General features: G+C 56.6%; 21 protein-coding genes and 1 tRNA gene. 14 read left to right on the top strand and 8 right to left on the bottom strand.

Going from position 1 to position 19,502, the window contains the following annotated elements; genetic code table 11:
• Nucleotides 1–29: 29 nt before the first annotated feature.
• Entirely contained in the window at nt 30–920 is an 891-nt protein-coding gene (locus GLP43_RS14775) for a lysophospholipid acyltransferase family protein (RefSeq protein ID WP_237279980.1), read from the top strand.
• A 65-nt stretch (nt 921–985) separates the two neighbouring features.
• On the opposite strand, the gene GLP43_RS14770 is transcribed toward GLP43_RS14775, so the two are convergent.
• On the bottom strand, nt 986–1,861 hold the full coding sequence (locus GLP43_RS14770; protein WP_237279872.1) for a 3-hydroxybutyryl-CoA dehydrogenase: 876 nt from the start codon (nt 1,859–1,861) through the stop codon (nt 986–988).
• 158 nt (nt 1,862–2,019) lie between these two features.
• Here GLP43_RS14770 and GLP43_RS14765 point away from each other — a divergent pair, with 158 nt between their 5' ends.
• Entirely contained in the window at nt 2,020–2,844 is an 825-nt protein-coding gene (locus GLP43_RS14765) for a DUF6473 family protein (protein ID WP_237279871.1), read from the top strand.
• Nucleotides 2,845–2,894: 50 nt separating this feature from the next.
• Here GLP43_RS14765 and GLP43_RS14760 read toward each other — a convergent pair whose 3' ends face one another.
• From GLP43_RS14760 to GLP43_RS14735, 6 genes are all read right to left on the bottom strand, one after another.
• Nucleotides 2,895–3,821 (bottom strand): electron transfer flavoprotein subunit alpha/FixB family protein, encoded by a 927-nt coding sequence (locus GLP43_RS14760; RefSeq protein WP_005849902.1) that lies wholly within the window; start codon nt 3,819–3,821, stop codon nt 2,895–2,897.
• Nucleotides 3,821–4,579 (bottom strand): electron transfer flavoprotein subunit beta/FixA family protein, encoded by a 759-nt coding sequence (locus tag GLP43_RS14755; protein WP_237279870.1) that lies wholly within the window; start codon nt 4,577–4,579, stop codon nt 3,821–3,823. Before GLP43_RS14755 ends, GLP43_RS14760 begins: the two co-directional genes overlap by 1 nt.
• A 146-nt stretch (nt 4,580–4,725) precedes the next feature.
• Nucleotides 4,726–5,298, bottom strand: a complete 573-nt coding sequence (locus GLP43_RS14750) for a cob(I)yrinic acid a,c-diamide adenosyltransferase (RefSeq protein ID WP_237279869.1) — start codon at nt 5,296–5,298, stop codon at nt 4,726–4,728.
• Entirely contained in the window at nt 5,298–5,504 is a 207-nt protein-coding gene (locus tag GLP43_RS14745; RefSeq protein WP_037953908.1) for a twin transmembrane helix small protein, read from the bottom strand. The genes GLP43_RS14750 and GLP43_RS14745 overlap by 1 nt, the downstream gene beginning before the upstream one ends.
• A gap of 58 nt (nt 5,505–5,562) precedes the next feature.
• Nucleotides 5,563–6,390: an SDR family oxidoreductase gene (locus tag GLP43_RS14740; protein ID WP_237279868.1), complete on the bottom strand. Its 828-nt coding sequence runs from the start codon at nt 6,388–6,390 to the stop codon at nt 5,563–5,565.
• Nucleotides 6,391–6,408: 18 nt separating this feature from the next.
• Entirely contained in the window at nt 6,409–7,065 is a 657-nt protein-coding gene (locus GLP43_RS14735) for an SH3 domain-containing protein (RefSeq protein WP_237279867.1), read from the bottom strand.
• A gap of 201 nt (nt 7,066–7,266) precedes the next feature.
• On the opposite strand from GLP43_RS14735, the gene parC reads away from it, so the two are divergent.
• Genes parC through GLP43_RS14720 form a run of 3 tightly spaced genes read left to right on the top strand, consistent with a single transcriptional unit; the run spans nt 7,267 to nt 12,001 of the window.
• Complete coding sequence (gene parC / locus GLP43_RS14730; RefSeq protein ID WP_237279866.1) at nt 7,267–9,594, top strand: DNA topoisomerase IV subunit A; 2,328 nt, start codon at nt 7,267–7,269, stop codon at nt 9,592–9,594.
• Nucleotides 9,595–9,650: 56 nt separating this feature from the next.
• Nucleotides 9,651–10,910 (top strand): DUF898 domain-containing protein, encoded by a 1,260-nt coding sequence (locus tag GLP43_RS14725; protein ID WP_237279865.1) that lies wholly within the window; start codon nt 9,651–9,653, stop codon nt 10,908–10,910.
• On the top strand, nt 10,907–12,001 hold the full coding sequence (locus GLP43_RS14720; protein ID WP_237279864.1) for a M48 family metallopeptidase: 1,095 nt from the start codon (nt 10,907–10,909) through the stop codon (nt 11,999–12,001). Before GLP43_RS14725 ends, GLP43_RS14720 begins: the two co-directional genes overlap by 4 nt.
• Here GLP43_RS14720 and GLP43_RS14715 read toward each other — a convergent pair.
• Nucleotides 11,998–13,347, bottom strand: coding sequence for a cytochrome P450 (locus tag GLP43_RS14715; RefSeq protein WP_237279863.1), 1,350 nt, complete (start codon nt 13,345–13,347; stop codon nt 11,998–12,000). The genes GLP43_RS14720 and GLP43_RS14715 overlap by 4 nt on opposite strands.
• A 127-nt stretch (nt 13,348–13,474) precedes the next feature.
• On the opposite strand from GLP43_RS14715, the gene GLP43_RS14710 reads away from it, so the two are divergent.
• The 9 genes from GLP43_RS14710 to rplL all read left to right on the top strand — a co-directional run bounded on the left by GLP43_RS14710 (nt 13,475) and on the right by rplL (nt 19,332).
• Nucleotides 13,475–14,074, top strand: coding sequence for a hypothetical protein (locus tag GLP43_RS14710; protein ID WP_235208576.1), 600 nt, complete (start codon nt 13,475–13,477; stop codon nt 14,072–14,074).
• 132 nt (nt 14,075–14,206) lie between these two features.
• On the top strand, nt 14,207–15,382 hold the full coding sequence (gene tuf, locus GLP43_RS14705; RefSeq protein ID WP_237279862.1) for an elongation factor Tu: 1,176 nt from the start codon (nt 14,207–14,209) through the stop codon (nt 15,380–15,382).
• 161 nt (nt 15,383–15,543) lie between these two features.
• Nucleotides 15,544–15,619: transfer RNA gene (locus GLP43_RS14700), tRNA-Trp, on the top strand.
• Nucleotides 15,620–15,749: 130 nt separating this feature from the next.
• Nucleotides 15,750–15,947 (top strand): preprotein translocase subunit SecE, encoded by a 198-nt coding sequence (gene secE, locus GLP43_RS14695; RefSeq protein WP_005849880.1) that lies wholly within the window; start codon nt 15,750–15,752, stop codon nt 15,945–15,947.
• A 205-nt stretch (nt 15,948–16,152) separates the two neighbouring features.
• The gene (nusG, locus tag GLP43_RS14690) at nt 16,153–16,686 is read left to right on the top strand and encodes a transcription termination/antitermination protein NusG (protein WP_005849878.1); all 534 of its coding nucleotides are present in this window, start codon (nt 16,153–16,155) and stop codon (nt 16,684–16,686) included.
• 159 nt (nt 16,687–16,845) lie between these two features.
• Nucleotides 16,846–17,271 (top strand): 50S ribosomal protein L11, encoded by a 426-nt coding sequence (rplK, locus tag GLP43_RS14685; RefSeq protein WP_005849876.1) that lies wholly within the window; start codon nt 16,846–16,848, stop codon nt 17,269–17,271.
• 1 nt (nt 17,272) lies between these two features.
• Complete coding sequence (gene rplA, locus GLP43_RS14680; protein ID WP_005849875.1) at nt 17,273–17,971, top strand: 50S ribosomal protein L1; 699 nt, start codon at nt 17,273–17,275, stop codon at nt 17,969–17,971.
• Nucleotides 17,972–18,369: 398 nt separating this feature from the next.
• The gene (rplJ, locus tag GLP43_RS14675) at nt 18,370–18,885 is read left to right on the top strand and encodes a 50S ribosomal protein L10 (protein ID WP_237279861.1); all 516 of its coding nucleotides are present in this window, start codon (nt 18,370–18,372) and stop codon (nt 18,883–18,885) included.
• 75 nt (nt 18,886–18,960) lie between these two features.
• Nucleotides 18,961–19,332 (top strand): 50S ribosomal protein L7/L12, encoded by a 372-nt coding sequence (rplL, locus tag GLP43_RS14670; protein ID WP_093734404.1) that lies wholly within the window; start codon nt 18,961–18,963, stop codon nt 19,330–19,332.
• Nucleotides 19,333–19,502 lie beyond the last annotated feature (170 nt).

The following is a 19,502-nucleotide window of genomic DNA, read 5'->3' as shown; positions in this document are numbered from 1 at the left end:
ATCACTACAGAGGGTGAATGGTTAACGATATGACGGAGAATGCGCAAACTGGACCCGCACCCCTGCTGAATGAGGGCACTGGCGAGCCCGTGACCTTTACCAAATACGACAGAAGCAGCCTTTCATATGCGTCGACTTTCGACCACCCGGTAAAGTCCGGGATCATCAGCGCTATTGAGCTTTTCACCGGAAAGCTCAAGGTTCTGCGCCTTATCCGACAGTTCGAGAGACAGGGTGCGCCTACAGGGCAGGGCTTCTGGCGTGCGGCACTCGATACCATGGGGATCGACCTGACGACCCCTCAAGAACAGCTGGATCGCATTCCGAAAACGGGTCCGGTGGTCGTTGTGGCAAACCACCCGCACGGGATGGTCGATGGCATGATTTTCGCCGATCTGATCGGACGGGTACGCCCTGATTATCGTATCCTCACACGCTCGCTGCTGACTTCAATCGACGAGGTTGCGGGCAGCTATATGATCCCCGTGCCGTTTCCCCATGACCCTGATGCGCAGCGCAAGGGTGTCGAAATGCGCAGCAAAGCGATGGCGCATCTGAAGGATGGCGGTGTTGTCGCGCTGTTCCCCTCTGGTGTCGTCGCGGCTTCGGATACAATGTTCGGCCCTGCTATCGAGGCGGAATGGAACGTTTTCACCGCGAAAATGATCCGGCGTTCGGGCGCTCAAGTGGTGCCGATGCGCTTCCCTGGCCAAAATAGCAGAGCCTATCAAATTGCGAATAAAATCTCGCCCATCCTGCGGCAGGGGCTTCTGCTTCACGAGATTGTGCACGCATGCGACAAGCCGCAGGGCCCGATTGTGGGCGCACCGCTTTCGCCAGAGCAGATGGCCGCCCATGCGGACGATCCGCGCGGTTTCATGGCGTGGCTACGGGCGCATACACTAGCGCTTAAAGATTAACGCTATCTTCCAAATGGGATAAATCCCGGGGGCGCGGGGGCTGGCCCCCGCTTCTTGCCGCAGATTTATCGCGTGGGAACAGGCACATCGCCGCGATAGTCATAGAAACCCCGCTGAGATTTACGCCCCAGCCATCCCGCTTCGACATATTTTGTCAGCAGCGGGCAGGGACGATATTTCGTATCGGCCAGCCCGTCATGCAACACGTTCATAATCGCCAGGCAGGTGTCTAGACCGATGAAATCTGCAAGCTCCAGCGGACCCATCGGGTGGTTGGCCCCCAGCTTGAGTGAACTATCGATAGATTCGACAGAGCCCACACCTTCATAGAGTGTATAGACAGCCTCGTTGATCATCGGCATCAGGATACGATTTACGATAAATGCCGGGAAGTCTTCGGCAGAGGCCGCAGTTTTGCCCAGTTTATCAACGACGCCGCGGCAGGCTTCGAAGGTTTCCTTATCCGTCGCAATCCCGCGGATCAGCTCCACCAGTTGCATCACGGGCACTGGGTTCATGAAGTGAAACCCCATAAACTTCTCGGGGCGGTCAGTTCGGCTGGCCAGTCTGGTGATTGAAATCGACGAAGTGTTTGACGTCAGGATCGTACTCGGCTTGAGGTGGGGTATCAGATCCTCGAAAATCGCTTGTTTGACGGTTTCACGTTCCGTCGCCGCCTCGATCACCAGATCGCTTTGCCCCAACTCTGCAAGTGTTTGGGTTGTCACGATTCTTTTAAGCGTCGCGTCCCGGTCCGCTTCTGTCACCTTACCGCGGCCGACCTGACGGTCGAGGTTGCCAGTAATGGTATCAACCGCTTTTTGCAGTGCCTCAGCGCTTACATCGTTCAACAGCACGTCGTAGCCCGCCAAAGCCATCACATGGGCGATGCCGTTGCCCATTTGGCCTGCGCCAACGATGCCGATTGTCTGGATATCCATGCGCTGTCCCCTTTTGTTTCGCCGCAGCATAAAGCGGGCGGGGTAGCAGCCGCAAGGGTCGGAATTCACGACAGCTTTTCTCAAATCCGAACATTAAGGAAATTGAAAATACTTAGGGCGATTCTGCGTCCGTAAAGCGGTAGAACAGGGTGAGCGGTATGGGCGCTACGGATTATGGCAGGCGGCGGTTGGACTACGCGTTGTGCCGCTATGGCACGTCGAAACTACTTTTTCGCGGACCTCTTCGGGGAACTTCCGTGCCCTATGTGGTTTTCGTCGGCGGCACCCAGACGTTTGGCCGCTATGTCGAAACTCCGTTCCCTGCGGTGGTTGAACAGTCTAGCAGGATGCCTTGCATCAATTTCGGGTGTCAAAATGCGGGTCTGGATGTGTTTCTACATGATGCCGAAGTCATGAAAATTGCCGCCGGGGCGCATGTGTCCGTGGTGCAGGTGTTGGGGGCACACAACATGTCGAATCGTTACTATTCCGTACACCCTCGCCGAAACGACAGATTTATCGCACCGTCGAAACTGCTTTGCTCCATCTACCCCGAGGTCGATTTTGCGGAGTTTCATTTCACGCGCCACCTATTGGAAGCGCTCAAGCAAGTCTCGCCCACTCGGTTTGCAATGGTGGTGCATGAGCTTCAGCAGGCTTGGATCGCACGGATGACCCTGCTGCTTGGCCGGATGACGGGGCCATGCGTGCTGCTTCACCTTGGCCCCGAGGAGCCGATTCGTGAAATGAGGGCGCAGGCTAGTGCGGGGCCTTTGTTCGTGACCAAAGCTATGGTTGCTCAGGTAAGCCGTCTGGCGGCTGGGGTCGTATATGTGACACTGTCACACGCGGCCGTGTCCGAGGCGACGGCGGGGATGGTATTCCCTGCAATAGAGAAGGAGCGGGCGCTACAGCTCCCCGGCGTTCGGGCGCATCAAGAGATTGCGACGGCGGTTGCGCAGGCGATTGAACGCCTGAAATAGAAAAAGGCCCGCAGGTGACTGCGGGCCTTATCCATTAAAACCTAAAAGGCTTACAGTTTTTCGATCAGTTCGGGAACGGCTTCGAACAGATCTGCAACTAGACCATAGTCCGCAACCTGGAAGATCGGCGCTTCTTCGTCTTTGTTAATGGCGACGATGATCTTGCTGTCTTTCATACCGGCCAAGTGCTGGATCGCACCGGAGATACCAACCGCCACATAAAGCTCGGGCGCGACAACCTTACCGGTCTGACCAACTTGCCAGTCGTTCGGAGCATAGCCCGAATCAACGGCAGCGCGCGAAGCGCCAACAGCGGCACCCAGCTTGTCAGCCAGCTTTTCGATCAAGGCGAAGTCTTCTTCGGAGCCAACGCCACGGCCGCCGGAAACAACCACGCCAGCCGATGTCAGCTCGGGGCGGTCGCTTTCTGCAACGTGGTCTTCAACCCAGGAAGAAAGGCCGGGATCGGCCGCAGCGGATACCGTTTCTACAGAGGCGGAGCCACCGTCGCCCGCGGCGTCAAACGTCGTGGTGCGGAAGGTGATGACCTTTTTCGCATCCGAAGATTTGACCGTCTGGATCGCGTTGCCCGCATAGATGGGACGTTCGAACGTGTCGGCGTCGACAACACCGGACACATCGGACAGCAACATGACGTCAAGCAACGCAGCAACACGTGGCATCACGTTTTTAGCGTCTGTGGTCGCTGGCGCGGTGATGTGGTCGTAATCACCGGCGAGCGACACGATCAATGCCGCCGTAGATTCCGCGAGGCGGTGGCCAAGGGTCTCATCCTCGGCAACCAGAACTTTGGAAACACCGTTGATTTTCGCTGCCGCTTCGCCCGCTGCAGCGGCGGAACCACCAGCGCATAGAACAGTGACATCGCCCAGCATCTTGGCCGCAGCAACGGCCTTGGATGTCGCGTCGAGTGCCAGTTCGCCATCAGTCACTTCTGCAAGGAGTAGAACAGCCATTACACAGCCCCCGCTTCTTTAAGTTTTGCAACCAGTTCATCGACCGAATCGACCTTGATGCCTGCAGCTCGTTCCGCTGGCTCAGCCGTCTTGATGATTTCCAAACGGTTGGAAACCTCGACGCCATAATCGGCAGGTGTCTTTTCATCCAAAGGCTTTTTCTTAGCCTTCATGATGTTGGGCAGCGACGCATAGCGTGGTTCGTTCAGGCGCAGATCCACAGTCACGACTGTAGGCATGGAAACCTTAATAGTCTGCAAACCGCCGTCTACTTCACGTGTAACAACAGCGCTGTCGCCATCGATGTCGACTTTGGAGGCGAAGGTCGCTTGCGACCAACCCAGCAGAGCAGACAGCATTTGGCCAGTGGCGTTCATGTCGTTGTCGATCGCCTGCTTGCCGCAAAGAATAAGGTCGGGCTTCTCTTCATCGACGACGCCTTTCAGGATTTTGGCAACGGTCAAAGGCTCGATATCGTTGTGCACATCGTCGGCTGCCACGATCAGAATCGCGCGGTCCGCGCCCATTGCCAGCGCTGTGCGCAGTGTTTCCTGCGCCTGCTTTACGCCGATAGAGACGACCACAACTTCTTCGACCTGGCCGGCCTCTTTCATGCGGATCGCTTGTTCGACGGAAATCTCGTCAAACGGGTTCATCGACATCTTTACGTTGGCAAGATCAACACCCGTGCCGTCCGCTTTGACGCGTACTTTCACGTTGTAGTCGATCACGCGCTTTACAGGTACCAGTACCTTCATGAGCGTTCTCTCTCCTCAGTTGACGATCGGGGCCGGTTCGGCCCCGATCATGTGAACTCTTCGTCGGTGTAACGAAGCAATCGAATGCAAAACAGTCAAAAATAGTAATTTATTGTCTTTCGACGCGGCGTTTCTGACTGACGGCCTTAACGATTTGCCCCGGGCACCCATAATACATCGTCCTTACCGCCGTTATTTGAAGCCCTAGCCGCGACGAAAAACCAATCGCTTAGCCGGTTCAGATATTTGACGGTGGCGGGATTAATAGAATCTCTGTCTGCCAAGTGCACCGCGAGCCGTTCGGCGCGGCGGGCAACTGTTCGGCACACGTGCAAATGCGCGGCAAGTGCGGTGCCGCCTGGCAGAATAAAGCTTCGCAGCGGCGACAGTTCTGCGTTCATCACGTCGATCTCGCGCTCAAGTCTGTCGACTTGTTCAGCCGCGAGGCGGAGAGGCGGGTATTCGGCGTCTGCATCCGCTTCCATATCGGGGCGGCACAGATCAGCGCCCAGGTCGAACAGGTCGTTCTGGATGCGCGACAGCGCGGCGTCGGTTTCGCCTTTCGCCTCAAGCCGCGCGACACCAACAAAACAATTTAATTCGTCAGACGTGCCATATGCCTCGACCCGCAGGTCGTGTTTGGCCACTCGGTCCCCGTTCCCCAACGCGGTTTCGCCTTTGTCGCCGGTGCGGGTGTAGATTTTATTAAGAACAACCATCAGCCGGCGTCCTTTCGCAGGTACACATATATGACGATGAGAACGACCGCGATGAACTGTGCAATGATGCGCATACGCATAAGTTTATTTGAATTGCGCTTATTGAATTCTCCGCCACCCGCGAAGCCCCCAAGCCCAAAAATCAATACGATAACCACCGCAATCACGGCAACGACGGTCAGGATATATAACGGATCAGCAAACATAAGCATCCTTTGTGTTGCTGAAAGATGTAGCGGGGTCATGCCGTAGCGCAACCCGAATTTAACGAGAGAGTACCCAGTCCAGGGCGCGTGTGGGTAAAATACGCTTTAAAATGCCCGAGATACGCGTCGGCGTCGTGACATAATACCGCGGCCGTGGGCGGTCGGCCTCCAGCGCATGGATAAGCTTGTCAACGACTGCTTGAGGTGGAAGCTCGAACCTGTCGGGGCCTCGCGCAGTGTATAGCCTGTCTAACAACGCGCTTTCGTATTGTGCCTTTCGTGCAGAGCTTTTCCAATCGATCCAGCGCTCGAAGTGCGGGATAGAGTTCGCGCGGATGTTGGATGTAATGGGCCCGGGCTCGATCAGGGTCACGTGGATGGGGGTGTCGCGCAGTTCAATGCGCAGCGTGTCCGTTAAGCCTTCCAGCGCGAATTTCGTAGAATTGTAAGCGCCACGCCACGGCATTGTGACAAGACCCAGGACGGACGAACATTGGATAATGCGCCCGTGACCCTGTGCCCGCATCACAGGGATGATCTTGCGCGTAAGCTCGTGCCAGCCGAAAAAATTGCTTTCGAATATCTCGCGCAGCGCATCTGTGGGAAGGTCTTCGACGGCACCGGGTGTCGCATGGGCACCGTTATTATACAGGGCATCTAGCGTGCCACCGGTTTGCTCAAGTACATGATCTACCGCAGCGGCGATGCTGGTGGCATCGGTATAGTCGAGGTGGGGCGCATCGAATCCTTCGGCGGCTAGCTTTTCGCAATCGTGTGTTTGGCGGCACGAGGCATAAACCTTCCAGCCGCGTTCGCGCAAGGCATGCGCAGCGGCGTAGCCGATCCCAGAGGAGCAGCCGGTAATTAAAATTGAACGTTTTTGCATGAACAGTTGTTGAATAGTTTACCCGTTCGACAACAGAAAATCGGCCATCCAGCCTTCTGGCCCGCCGTCCACGGGGCGCATCTTCACCCATCCATCGCCGTTATCTTGGATGATCTCGACCGAATCGCCGCGCCCTAGCTTGGTCACGACCTGAAATTCGGTGCCGGGCCCACCACGAACATTCACACGGTTACCGGATACAGACCGAATGTCCGCTTCGCTGCTCAGGTTGGTTTCAGCACTGGCGTCTACAATCGCGGCACCGCTGTCGTTCGGAACAATCAGACTGGGAATAATTGCGGGAGTGTCCGCCCCGTTCACCGCGATATTCTGGGCAACAGGCACATACGATACGTCTGTCGCGGCACCGGTGTCCGCGCCATTCAATGCGGTGGTAAGGGTGACAGAAACGCGCTCGGCATCATCAGCTTGCGCGGTACTTTCAAAACCTGGCGGGGTCGTATCAACCGGAGCCGTCGCGACCGCCGGGATGACCTCTGCAGTCTTGACAGTGTCGTTGCTTGGGGTTTTGGCAGTGATTTCATTCTCTTGCGCGGGCATTTGGTCTGCATTCGCAGCCATCTGAGCGCTCGCGGGTTGGAAATCGGCCCCGCCGCTCATCTCGTAGAATGCCCAACCAAGAAACCCGAAGGTCAACAAAATAAACCGCTTCATCACACATTCCTCGAAATAGCAGACAGCCTAGACCCGCAGCAGGTCTCCCCAAGGCTGTATTATCAAGTATAACATAAAATGCTGCCTAATCGTTCCAATATGTTTGCAAAGTTGCATGACAGAGACACCGCACGCCGTGCTGGGGCATTGCGCGCCAAACAGTCGCTTGCCGCGTCTCGCGGCCTTGGCTAAACAATGAAGATGTCAGATGTAACCACCCCCGCCGATCCAGATTCTCGCAATTCGTCAGAGCCTTTGCGCCGTGCCTTGGGCGACCGGTATCTGACCTATGCGCTGTCTACAATTATGCACCGCGCGCTGCCAGATGCGCGCGACGGGTTAAAGCCCGTTCACCGACGGATTCTATTCGCGATGCGTGAACTGAGGCTTAATAGCACCGGGGGATTCCGGAAGTCTGCGAAAATTTCTGGCGACGTGATGGGGAACTATCACCCGCACGGCGACGCTGCGATTTACGATGCGATGGCGCGTCTCGCGCAAGATTTTAACGTGCGTTATCCGTTGGTTGACGGGCAGGGTAACTTTGGCAACATCGACGGGGATAACCCCGCTGCAAGCCGATATACCGAAGCGCGCATGACCGCCGTGGCCGAGGCCATGCTTGAAGGCCTCAACGAAAATGCTGTCGATTTTAGAGAGAATTACGACGGTACACTGACCGAGCCTGCCGTTCTGCCGGCGCAGTTCCCCAACCTTCTGGCAAACGGGTCGTCGGGTATCGCTGTCGGCATGGCCACCAACATCCCGCCGCACAACATCTCGGAACTGGTGGACGCCTGTATTCACCTGATCAAAACGCCCGATGCCCGCGATGATACCTTGCTCAAATACGTTCCCGGTCCCGATTTTCCGACCGGCGGTATTATCGTTGAACCGCCTGAAAACATTGCGAATGCCTATCGTACGGGTAAGGGCGGTTTCCGTTTGCGCTGTCGGTGGGAAACCGAGGATCTGGGGCGCGGTGCTTGGCAAATTGTCATCACTGAAATTCCCTATCAGGTGCAGAAATCCAAGCTGATCGAAAAGATCGCAGAGCTTATCCAGACCAAGAAGATTCCAATTCTGGGCGATGTACGCGACGAATCGGCCGACGATATTCGCCTGATTATCGAGCCGCGTTCCAAGAACGTTGATCCCGAGGTCCTGATGGGGATGCTGTATCGCAGCTCTGATCTTGAGGTGCGGTTCTCGTTGAACATGAACGTCTTGATCGACGGGGTGACACCAAAAGTATGCTCGATGAAGGAAGTGCTGCGCGCGTTTCTTGATCACCGGCGCGAGGTGCTTCAGCGGCGCTCGACCCACCGGATGGAGAAAATCGACCACCGCCTAGAGGTCTTGGAAGGTTTTATCGTCGCGTTTCTTAACCTCGATCGTGTGATTGATATCATTCGCTATGACGAGGACCCGAAATCAGCTTTGATGGCCGAGGATTGGGGCAAGGATCACGTGCGCGCAATGGACGAGGCGAACTATGTACCGCCAGCGCCCTCCGCAGAAAACTCCCTATCCGAAGTTCAAGCGGACGCGATTTTGAATATGCGGCTGCGGTCGTTGCGCCGCCTGGAAGAAATCGAGTTGCTGCGCGAGCAATCCGCCTTGATGGAGGAGCGATCGGGTCTTGAAGATCTGTTGGAAAACGAAGGAACCCAATGGGATACGATCATCGACCAGCTGCGCGAGACGAAAAAGCAGTTCGGCAAGGACTGGTCGCTGGACGGTAAGAACATCGGTCGTCGTAGAACGAGCTTTTCCGAAGCCGGCGTGATCGAGGAAGTCCCTCTGGAGGCGATGATCGACCGCGAACCGATTACAGTTGTCTGTTCGCAGATGGGCTGGATTCGTGCGATGACGGGGCATATCGATTTGAACCGCGAGCTGAAGTTCAAGGATGGTGACGGCCCCCGCTTTATTTTCCATGCAGAGACAACAGACAGGCTGCTGGTCTTCGGGTCGAACGGGCGCTTTTACACGGTGTCTGCATCGACCTTGCCCGGCGGGCGCGGCATGGGGGAGCCATTGCGGTTGATGGTGGATTTGCCCAACGAAGTTCAAATTGTCGATATTTTGATCCACAAGGCGGGGCGCAGGCTATTGGTGGCTTCCTCAGCCGGGGATGGATTTATCGTGCCAGAGGACGATGTTCTGGCGCAGACACGCAGCGGTAAACAGGTCCTGAACGTGCGCGGTGACGCGAAAGCAATGATCTGCGCGCCGTTAACCGGCGATGCGAATGCCGTTGCCGTTGTGGGCGAAAATCGCAAAGTCTTGGTGTTTGGCTTGGACGAACTTCCCGAAATGGGACGCGGCAAAGGTGTGCGCCTTCAAAAGTACAAAGACGGAGGCATGTCTGATGCGATCACGTTTAACCGAGAAAACGGGCTAAGCTGGCAGGATCCTGCGGGACGGACACGCACCGAAGCTGACCTGACCGAATGGACTGGCAAACGCGCGACAGCGGGGCGCATGGCACCGCGTGGATTCCCGCGTGATAACCGTTTTAGTTAATCGCAAACGACGTGAGTGACGCCGAGCTATCATACCCCAGCGGTTCGGCACCTGCGATGTCGGTTCAATTCGTCGGGGGGCGCGGCGCGCTCTTTTGGTTGGCGTTCAAAACCGGCCTTCTCACGATTATGACGCTGGGGGTCTATCGGTTCTGGATGAAGACCCGTTTGCGGCGATGGTATTGGTCCGCAATTCGGCCGGGCGGGCATCCGATGGAATACGTCGGCGATCCGATTGAGAAGCTGTTGGGATTCTTTATCGCCGTTGTGATCCTCACCTTCTACATCGGGATCGTTAATCTGATTCTGATGTTCGTCAGCTTCTCGGTGTTCTCAAGCGCGACCTTAGGGTACTTCGCAGCGGGGTTCGGGGTTGTACCCCTGTGGTTTTATGCCCGATATCGTGCACGACGGTATGTCTTGGGGCGCACGCGATGGCGCGGGGTGCGATTTGGCCTTGATAAGGGTGCGTGGGGATATGTCTGGCGCGCTATGCTGCATTGGCTGGTCACCGTTTTCTCGCTAGGGCTGCTTTGGCCGCGTATGACCTTCTACCTTGAAAAATACACGACCGACCGCACCTTTTTCGGATCGGCACAGCTGCATCAAGGGGGGCGTTGGGGCATGCTCTATCGTGCCGCGATTCCGTTCTGTTTGTTCACGTTGCTACTTCTTGGTAGCGTGGCCTACGCGTACATATCTGCCGCGTCCCAGACTTTCGATACGTCGGGCTTCGCCTCGCAGATGCTCGAAACGCTGGCTGACGGGCAGGGCGCAGCATTTTCTATGCAAGGCGCTTGGTGGTTGCTCCTTTTCCCCGTGAGCCTGCTAGGCATGGTCTACGGTGCAGTGCACTATCGCTTTGTTTCGAAAAGAATAATGGCAAACCACAAGACAGCGAATGGTATCGCCATAACGTCGAGGCTAAGCGCACCGCGTATCGCGTTCATCTACGTTTTCGGTAGCTTTATCGCATATTCCGTCCTCGTTCTGGGGGTGATTTTGCTAGTGTTAGGGGCATTTGTCGTCATTGGACCAAGCGCCTTTATGGGGTTTGATTTGGGGATCGACATTGAAACGCTTCCGATTCCTCGGGCTTTGGCGATCGTGGTGTTGGCGGGCTTTTACCTCTCGGTCTTTTTGATGTGGAACGTTTGCTACAACACATTCGTCACCTTTCCGTTAATGCGTCACATGGCCAAAACCTGTGCGCTTCCGCGGTATGACGGTTTGCAAAGCATCAGCCAGTCGGGGCGGGATGACTTCGCCGAAGCCGAAGGGTTTGCAGAGGCGTTGGACCTGGGAGCGGCGATATGAGCGTCGGGTTTAACGGCATGGGGGCGGCATATTTTGATGGTGATTGTCCGGTCGCCGAAGATGTCAGCCTGCATATTGCGAACGATAATCTGCAGATTGGACTGGATAGCGAAGATATTATCTTCTGGCGGCTTGGCAATATTCGGTTGGTGCCCGATCAGTCGCGTGGGAAAGACTATACCCTGCGCTCGGTTACCGATCCGCTGGCGCGGCTTATCGTTGCGGATGAGACGCTGCTACGACATCTTCCTGCCGCTCGGCGTCCTGCGCCGGCCCGAGGGCGGGGCCGCTTGTTCGCTTGGGCAATCGCAGCCGTCGCGGCCGTTGTGCTTCAGATTACAGTGCTGGTGCCATTTCTGGCGGACCGCTTGGCGAATTTCATCCCACCAGCGGGAGAGGCGGCCTTGGGTAAGGCGACATTGGGTCAAATTCGCAGGGCCTTGGACGAAACCGGCATGCAGCCCCTCGCCATTTGCGACGCCTCGGCGGGCGAAGCGGCGCTCACCAGCATGATCACCGCGCTTAACGCGGGCGAGGGGGCGGTGCAGGATTTGAATGTTCTGGTGCTGGACCACCCGATGGTGAACGCTTTTGCGCTGCCCGGCGGGATTGTCGTGCTGTTCGACGGGCTGATCCAGCAAGCCCAGTCCCCGGATGAGGTCGCCGCTGTGCTGGCGCATGAAATTGGTCATGTTGTCAGTCGTGACCCGACACGCCATGCGTTGCGGTCCGCCGGATCGATTGGCGTGTTGGGGCTTTTGTTCGGTGACTTCGCAGGCGGTGCCGTGGTGTTGTTTCTGGCAGAGCGTTTGATCAGCGCGAACTATACCCAGCAGGCTGAAACAGAGGCAGACGCGTTCGGGCATAAGCTTCTGGCGGCTGCGGGCGTGTCTCCGAAAGCGATGGGGGCCATGTTCGAGCGCATGCGCCAGACCCAAGGCGACGCGAACCCGTTGATGGCCCATTTCCTGAGCCATCCATCATTCGATGACCGCATCGCCACAGCGCAAAATGCGGCGCGCGCGCAGTCTGAATACTCAGCTATTGTCGACGTGGACGCCTGGGGCGACCTGCGGCGGATTTGCGACTAGGCAGGCGTTGCGGTTAACCATACTCCGCCTTCGGGGCGTAGGGTCAGGATCATAACCGGTTCAGGGCTTTTTCCGGCGACAGGTGTGAAACGAAACCGCGAAAGCAAGGTCGCGAGGATGATCACCGCCTCTTGCTGCGCAAAGGACGCGCCGATGCAGATACGCGGGCCATCGCCAAAGGGCAGGTAGGCGTATCGGTCGATCGCTTTGCGATCTTTGAAACGGTCGGGGTCGAAAACGTCGGGCTGATCCCAGAGCTGCTGATGGCGGCCAAGCGCGTAAATCGGCACCATGACAGTATCGCCGGGCCGAACTTCCCTGCCGCATAAGGTGTCGTTTCTCTGCGCGGTGCGTGAAATCACCCCCGCTGGCGGGTACAGGCGCAGGGTTTCGTCGATAATTTGGCGGATGTATGGTAGGTTTTCGACGTCTGCACCTGTCGCCGCGCGCCCCTGCAACACGGTTTGTGCTTCGGCGCGGGCCTTTTGCTGCACGGCCTGATCAAAGCCCATCAGATAGAGCGCCCAGGACAGGGTAAGGGCCGTCGTCTCATGCCCCGCCACGATGAAGGTTAACAGATTGTCCCGTAGCTCGGCCGTATTCATCTGACGCTTGGTCTTGGGGTCGGTGCCATCTAACAGAAGATCCAGCAGGTCCGGCGTATCGCTGGGCTCCCGTTCGGCTCGGGCCTCTATCGCGCCGTCGGCAATGCGTTTCATGTCTTTCAAGGCACGGCCCGACATCGCCCGTCCTGGGCGCGGAAGCCAGTCTGGAAGGCCAAGAATATCGAAAAGGCTCAGCTTCCCAGCCTCTGCAATATAGTCGTCGATGGCGCGGTGCACGGCGTCGCGGTCAAACCCGTCGCCCCCCGAGAATGTGACATCCGAGATGACGTCGAATGTCGTTGTGACCATCTCGTCCAGCATATTGATGGCCCGCGGGCCAGCGGCGGCGATCCGGTCAGCGGATCTTTGCGCCGCTGCGGTCATGATGGGCGACAGGTTCAGCATATTGCGGTGCGAAAAGGCCGGTGCCACCGCGCGGCGCTGCCAGCGCCAATGCGCACCTTCCGCAATAAACAGGGATTCTCCGATCGCGGGGCGCAAAAGGTTTTTTGTCACCAAGGATTTGGGGTAGTCGTCGACCCGATCCAACAGCATCTCGCGGATGGCAGTCGGGTCCATAACCATGTGCCAGCGCTTGCCCATTTTGCCAGAGACCATCGGCTGTTTGACAGCTATTTCAGGAATAATGCTAAGCACATTGCGTCGCGCCATCGCGAGGCTGCGAAACAGGCCTAGGGGCTGGTTAACCAAGGCCACGCGGGCGGGCAGGGGGCGATCCATGGCAATTATCCTTCATCAGACGGATATAGGGTAGCACGCCACCCCGTGCGTGCCACTTTAGCAAACGTTGCACCCTATTCCGCCTTAGGGTATCGCAAAGGGCATAAATGCGCCGAGGAGGCATGAAATGGTTCGAATTTTATCAGCTTTGATCAGTATCGTGGTCCTTTCTGCGTGTAACGGGGCATCCGACCTCGACAAGCCGGCGGTGCCTTTGGGTGACTTTAATCTATACCACAACATCGTCGTCGCGCCGAAGGTACAGAAACTGCCGATCAGCCGCGAAGTCAGCGAAGAGGTGCTGACGACGGCTGTCAAAGACGCCATTGCCGAGCGTTTTGACCGCTATGAAGGCGCGCGCAATTACCACTTTGGCGTCAGCGTCGAAGGCTACGTTCTTGCCCCGCCGGGTATTCCGCTTGTGCTTGCGCCCAAGTCGATCATGATCCTGAACCTTACCGTTTGGGACGACGCCGCGGGTAAGAAGCTTACGGACGAGCCGCACCAGATCACCGTTTTCGAATCCCTTGATCAGGGGCCTATCGTCGGGTCTGGCTACACCAAGACTGCTGAAGAACAGCTTAAGAACCTCAGCCAGAATGCGGCAAAGTCGATCGAGACCTATTTGGTCAAGCAAAATAAGGCCGAAGGCTGGTTCGAACGCCCGGCGGACGCGGTCATCGAGCGCGCAGAAATCCCCTCTGCGCCGGCGGTAACAGCGAACTAGTGCGCATTTACATGAATTCTGGGGCGGTGTGAGGCGAACAGGTGCTTGATTTTATGCGCCAGACCCAATACATCGCCCGCCAGATAGGTTTGGGTCTGGGTTCAGGCCCTCATTAATATAAAGGGCTGCTCCATGGCTAAGGCAAAGTTTGAACGTAATAAACCACACGTTAACATCGGTACCATTGGTCACGTTGACCACGGCAAAACCACGTTGACCGCGGCGATCACCAAGTACTTCGGCGACTTCCGCGCCTATGACCAGATCGACGGCGCGCCCGAAGAAAAAGCACGCGGCATCACCATCTCGACCGCACACGTTGAGTATGAGACCGAAGGCCGTCACTACGCCCACGTCGACTGCCCCGGCCACGCTGACTATGTGAAAAACATGATCACCGGTGCGGCGCAGATGGACGGCGCGATCCTGGTTGTGAACGCTGCTGATGGCCCCATGCCACAAACCCGCGAGCACATCCTGCTGGGCCGTCAGGTCGGCATCCCCGCCATGGTTGTCTACATGAACAAAGTAGACCAGGTGGACGATGAAGAGCTGCTGGAACTGGTTGAAATGGAAATCCGCGAACTGCTGTCTTCCTACGACTACCCAGGCGACGACATCCCTGTGATCCCCGGTTCCGCTCTGGCGGCGATGGAAGGCCGTGACGAGAACATCGGCGAGAACTCCATCCGCAAGCTGATGGAAGAAGTCGACAACTACATCCCGACACCAGAGCGCGCTGTTGACCAGCCGTTCCTGATGCCAGTGGAAGACGTCTTCTCGATCTCCGGTCGTGGTACAGTTGTGACGGGCCGTGTTGAGCGTGGCGTGATCAACGTTGGCGACGAAATCGAAATCGTTGGCATCCGCGACACCAAGAAAACCACCTGTACCGGCGTTGAAATGTTCCGCAAACTGCTGGACCGTGGGGAAGCAGGCGACAACATCGGCGCCCTGCTGCGCGGCGTTGACCGTGAAGGCGTTGAGCGTGGTCAGGTTCTGTGTAAGCCAGGTTCGGTTAAGCCGCACACCAAGTTCACAGCCGAAGCCTATATCCTCACCAAAGAAGAGGGTGGCCGTCACACGCCGTTCTTCGCGAACTACCGTCCACAGTTCTACTTCCGGACCACAGACGTCACCGGTACCGTTCAGCTGCCAGAAGGCACTGAAATGGTTATGCCTGGCGACAACCTGCAGTTCGACGTTGAGCTGATCGCCCCCATCGCGATGGAAGACGGTCTGCGCTTCGCGATCCGCGAAGGCGGTCGTACCGTTGGCGCGGGCGTGGTTTCCAAAATCACCGAGTAAGCCAACCTGCGGGGTATCCCGCGCACCGGCATTAACGCGAAGGCCGCTCCCAATCGGGGCGGCCTTTTTCTTTGTCTGGGGGCGGGCGTGATTATTCATGCGTAATGCGTCTATCTGCCCTTGATCCCCCAGCGAATATCGACTACCTCACCACTCGGCATAGGGGTTTAGCTCAGTTGGTAGAGCATCGGTCTCCAAAACCGAGGGTCGTGGGTTCGAGTCCCTCAGCCCCTGCCAATCTCAACACATATGAGAACGCACACTTTGGTGTATCAGCTTCGCCAGTAGGCAAGCTTGATTTGAAGCCTTGAATTCAGCGCTTTTGACAGATACATCCCCACAATCGTTCGTATACAGGAAAACCGACATGGCCACAGTCAACCCGCTTCAGTTCATCCAGCAAGTGCGTTCCGAAGTATCCAAGGTCGTCTGGCCCACCCGTCGCGAGGTCATGCTCACCACGGTTATGGTGTTCATCCTTGCCGCGCTGACAGCGGTGTTTTTTGCGATTGTCGATATCCTCATCCGTGGCGGATTGCAGTACATCCTGGCCGCCTTCGGCTGATCCAGGGGTGCGGCACCTTAAAACGCCGCGGCCCTCTTGAAACATGTGCGATTGCGGGCTATCCCGCAGACCTGATCAAGAGGGGCGTGCGGCGATTCGTGTTGCGCGCCGATTTTTTGTTCACCGCCGGCATGCTGCGACAGGCTGGTTTTTACGAGAATTAGATGTGGCCGTTGCTGCATCACAAGACAGGGACCAAGTTCAGATGGCGAAAAGATGGTATTCGGTCAGTGTTTTGTCGAACTTCGAAAAGAAGATTGCCGAGCAAATCCGCACCACGGTCGCCGAGCAAGAGCTTGAGGACCAGATCGACGAAGTGCTGGTCCCCACCGAAGAGGTGATCGAGGTCCGGCGCGGCAAGAAAGTCACGACAGAGCGTCGCTTTATGCCCGGCTATGTGCTGGTCCATATGGAGATGTCCGATCGCGGGTATCACCTGATCAACTCGATCAACCGCGTCACCGGTTTTCTGGGGCCGCAGGGCCGTCCGATGCCGATGCGTGACGCCGAAGTCACCGCGATCCTGGGCCGCGTCCAAGAGGGCGAAGAAGCACCGCGCACCCTGATCCACTTTGAAGTGGGTGAGAAGGTCAAGGTGGCGGACGGCCCGTTCGAAGACTTCGACGGCATGATCGAAGAGGTCGACGACGAGAACCAGCGCCTCAAGGTGTCTGTGTCGATCTTTGGCCGGGAAACACCGGTCGAATTGGAATTCACTCAGGTCAACAAACAGGTCTGAGCGATCGGCGGGGCGACCCGCCATACGGTGGCAACACCGTTCGTTTGTGGAAGGGGACAGCGGCGCGCCGCCCAACCGCACCACGCTAGCAAGCGGCCACATCGCGATGTGGTTGTATAGGGTGAATGAAAGTTCACCGACATTAAAAGGAGAAGGCCAATGGCCAAGAAACTCGTCGGTACGATGAAGTTGCAAGTTAAAGCGGGTCAAGCGAACCCATCCCCACCCGTCGGCCCCGCATTGGGTCAGCGCGGGATCAACATCATGGAATTCTGTAAGGCGTTCAACGCCAAGACAGCGGACATGGAGCCAGGTGCACCTTGCCCAACCGTGATCAGCTACTATCAGGACAAGTCCTTCACCATGGACATCAAGACGCCTCCTGCGTCCTACTACCTGAAGAAAGCTGCCAAGGTTAACTCCGGCGCGAAAACACCAAGCCGCGAGACCGTCGGCACCGTGACCACCAAGCAACTGCGCGAAATCGCAGAAGCCAAAATGGCCGACCTGAGCGCTGTGGATGTTGAATCCGCGATGAAAATCATTCTGGGCTCTGCCCGCTCCATGGGCATCGAGGTTAAGTAAGATGGCAAAACTCGGAAAACGCACCCGCGCCGCACGCGAAGCATTCGTAGGCAAAGAAGATCTGACCGTTGAAGAAGCAGTCGCACTGATCAAAGCCAACGCAACCGCGAAATTTGACGAAACCATCGAAATCGCGATGAACCTCGGTGTTGACCCCCGTCACGCTGACCAAATGGTTCGCGGTGTTGTCGGCCTGCCAAACGGCACCGGCAAATCCGTTCGCGTTGCTGTATTCGCCCGTGGCCCCAAGGCTGACGAAGCACAAGCAGCAGGTGCCGACATCGTAGGCGCAGAAGACCTGATGGAAGCCGTCCAAGGCGGCAAGATCGACTTTGATCGCTGCATCGCGACACCTGACATGATGCCCATCGTTGGTCGTCTTGGTAAGGTTCTCGGCCCACGTAACCTGATGCCAAACCCAAAAGTTGGCACAGTTACAATGGACATCAAAGAAGCTGTTGAAGCTGCTAAAGGCGGTCAGGTTCAGTTCAAAGCTGAAAAAGGCGGCGTTGTGCATGCTGGCATCGGCAAACTGTCCTTTGACGAAGCCAAGCTGGTTGAAAACGTACGTGCCTTTGTTGGTGCCGTGTCCAAAGCCAAGCCTACCGGCTCCAAGGGTGCCTACATGAAAAAGATCGCGCTGAGCTCCACAATGGGCCCAGGTGTGACTGTAGAAGTCGACAACGCCGTAACCGAGTAAGGTTCAGCGATAGGCGCAGTCCTGCGCCCGTTATCAGATCCCCGCATTGGTCATCCAATGCGGGGATTTTTTATGCGGAAACCGGCCGGAAAATCGCGGTCTGATGGCGTTTGAAACAGATTAGCCTAAACTCGGCGCAAGAAAGTCGAGTTTCCCCTTGGCATTCCGCGCTGCATTCCCTAAGAAGCCCTCGATTCACTATGCATCGCATGGTGAGTCTTCTGTCCGAGACGAAGGGTGGCGCAAGCCTTAATTCCTTTCTGAGATGGGAGATGCAAGAATTACCGTTCGCGTAAGCGTGGGGCTATTTTGGCTTATTCCCGTAAAATGGACCAAGACTGTTCGCGTAAGCGGACTTAATTGAGCCGGGGGGTAACCCCCAGATTTGGAGTGAAACTGTGGATAGAGCCCAGAAAGAACAGTTGGTCGACGAGCTCGGCCAAATCTTCGAAAGCTCTGGCGTCGTTGTGGTAAGCCACTACGTCGGCCTGACAGTTGCTGATATGCAGGACCTCCGTGCGCGCGCTCGCGCTGCGGGCGGGGCCGTGCGTGTTGCCAAAAACAGGCTCGCCAAAATTGCCCTAGACGGAAAGCCATGCGAAAGCATTGCAGATCTCCTGACGGGTATGACCGTTCTGACCTATTCCGAAGACCCCGTGGCAGCTGCCAAGGTCGCTCAGGAATTCGCTAAAGAGAATCAAAAGTTTGTCATTCTCGGCGGCGCAATGGGTGAGAACGCACTGGATGTCGCCGGTGTTGAAGCCGTGTCCAAGATGCCTTCGCGGGAGGAGCTTATCTCCACCATCGCGGGTATGCTGGGCGCACCTGCTTCCAACATCGCCGGGGCCATTGGCGCACCTGCAAGCAACATCGCTTCCATCTTGTCCACGATCGAGGACAAGGCGGCTGCGTGAAGCAATATCGTCAAGCTGGCGCAGGGTTGAACACTCGCGTTGGAACACACATATCGTTAACGGAAAGAGCTAAACATGGCTGATCTGAAAAAACTGGCAGAAGACATCGTTGGTCTGACACTGCTGGAAGCACAAGAACTGAAAACCATCCTCAAAGACGAGTATGGCATCGAGCCCGCAGCTGGCGGCGCAGTGATGATGGCTGGCCCCGCAGATGGCGGCGCAGCTGAAGAAGAGAAAACTGAATTCGACGTCGTTCTGAAGAACGCCGGCGCATCCAAAATCAACGTGATCAAAGAAGTTCGCGGCATCACCGGTCTGGGCCTGAAAGAAGCCAAAGATCTGGTTGAAGCTGGCGGCAAGATCAAAGAAGGCGTTGATAAAGCGGAAGCTGAAGACGTTAAAGCCAAGCTGGAAGCAGCTGGCGCAGAAGTTGAACTGGCCTAAGCCATTCGATCAGGGTGCTGTTTTTACTTGATGAGAGCAGACCGAAGTTTGTAAAGCTTCGGGCAAGCCCATAAAAATTAAGGCTGGACGGGGAATTCCCTGTCCAGCCTGATCTGTTTTGAAAAGTATTTCGTGCGAAATATTTCTCTGGATAGGTCCTAGTGGTCGGA

It is taken from the genome of Sulfitobacter sp. M39 (assembly GCF_021735935.1).
Lineage (GTDB): Bacteria > Pseudomonadota > Alphaproteobacteria > Rhodobacterales > Rhodobacteraceae > Sulfitobacter.
The sequence above is the reverse complement of the archived record's forward strand: the minus strand, read 5'-3'. Positions and strand labels throughout refer to the sequence as shown.

Coding starts and splice junctions, on each gene's coding strand:
- GLP43_RS14775 (WP_237279980.1), top strand. CDS start 30: ATGACGGAGAATGCGCAAACTGGACCCGCACCCCTGCTGAATGAGGGC.
- GLP43_RS14770 (WP_237279872.1), bottom strand. CDS start 1,861: ATGGATATCCAGACAATCGGCATCGTTGGCGCAGGCCAAATGGGCAAC.
- GLP43_RS14765 (WP_237279871.1), top strand. CDS start 2,020: ATGGGCGCTACGGATTATGGCAGGCGGCGGTTGGACTACGCGTTGTGC.
- GLP43_RS14760 (WP_005849902.1), bottom strand. CDS start 3,821: ATGGCTGTTCTACTCCTTGCAGAAGTGACTGATGGCGAACTGGCACTC.
- GLP43_RS14755 (WP_237279870.1), bottom strand. CDS start 4,579: ATGAAGGTACTGGTACCTGTAAAGCGCGTGATCGACTACAACGTGAAA.
- GLP43_RS14750 (WP_237279869.1), bottom strand. CDS start 5,298: ATGGTTGTTCTTAATAAAATCTACACCCGCACCGGCGACAAAGGCGAA.
- GLP43_RS14745 (WP_037953908.1), bottom strand. CDS start 5,504: ATGTTTGCTGATCCGTTATATATCCTGACCGTCGTTGCCGTGATTGCG.
- GLP43_RS14740 (WP_237279868.1), bottom strand. CDS start 6,390: ATGCAAAAACGTTCAATTTTAATTACCGGCTGCTCCTCTGGGATCGGC.
- GLP43_RS14735 (WP_237279867.1), bottom strand. CDS start 7,065: ATGAAGCGGTTTATTTTGTTGACCTTCGGGTTTCTTGGTTGGGCATTC.
- parC (WP_237279866.1), top strand. CDS start 7,267: ATGTCAGATGTAACCACCCCCGCCGATCCAGATTCTCGCAATTCGTCA.
- GLP43_RS14725 (WP_237279865.1), top strand. CDS start 9,651: ATGTCGGTTCAATTCGTCGGGGGGCGCGGCGCGCTCTTTTGGTTGGCG.
- GLP43_RS14720 (WP_237279864.1), top strand. CDS start 10,907: ATGAGCGTCGGGTTTAACGGCATGGGGGCGGCATATTTTGATGGTGAT.
- GLP43_RS14715 (WP_237279863.1), bottom strand. CDS start 13,347: ATGGATCGCCCCCTGCCCGCCCGCGTGGCCTTGGTTAACCAGCCCCTA.
- GLP43_RS14710 (WP_235208576.1), top strand. CDS start 13,475: ATGGTTCGAATTTTATCAGCTTTGATCAGTATCGTGGTCCTTTCTGCG.
- tuf (WP_237279862.1), top strand. CDS start 14,207: ATGGCTAAGGCAAAGTTTGAACGTAATAAACCACACGTTAACATCGGT.
- secE (WP_005849880.1), top strand. CDS start 15,750: ATGGCCACAGTCAACCCGCTTCAGTTCATCCAGCAAGTGCGTTCCGAA.
- nusG (WP_005849878.1), top strand. CDS start 16,153: ATGGCGAAAAGATGGTATTCGGTCAGTGTTTTGTCGAACTTCGAAAAG.
- rplK (WP_005849876.1), top strand. CDS start 16,846: ATGGCCAAGAAACTCGTCGGTACGATGAAGTTGCAAGTTAAAGCGGGT.
- rplA (WP_005849875.1), top strand. CDS start 17,273: ATGGCAAAACTCGGAAAACGCACCCGCGCCGCACGCGAAGCATTCGTA.
- rplL (WP_093734404.1), top strand. CDS start 18,961: ATGGCTGATCTGAAAAAACTGGCAGAAGACATCGTTGGTCTGACACTG.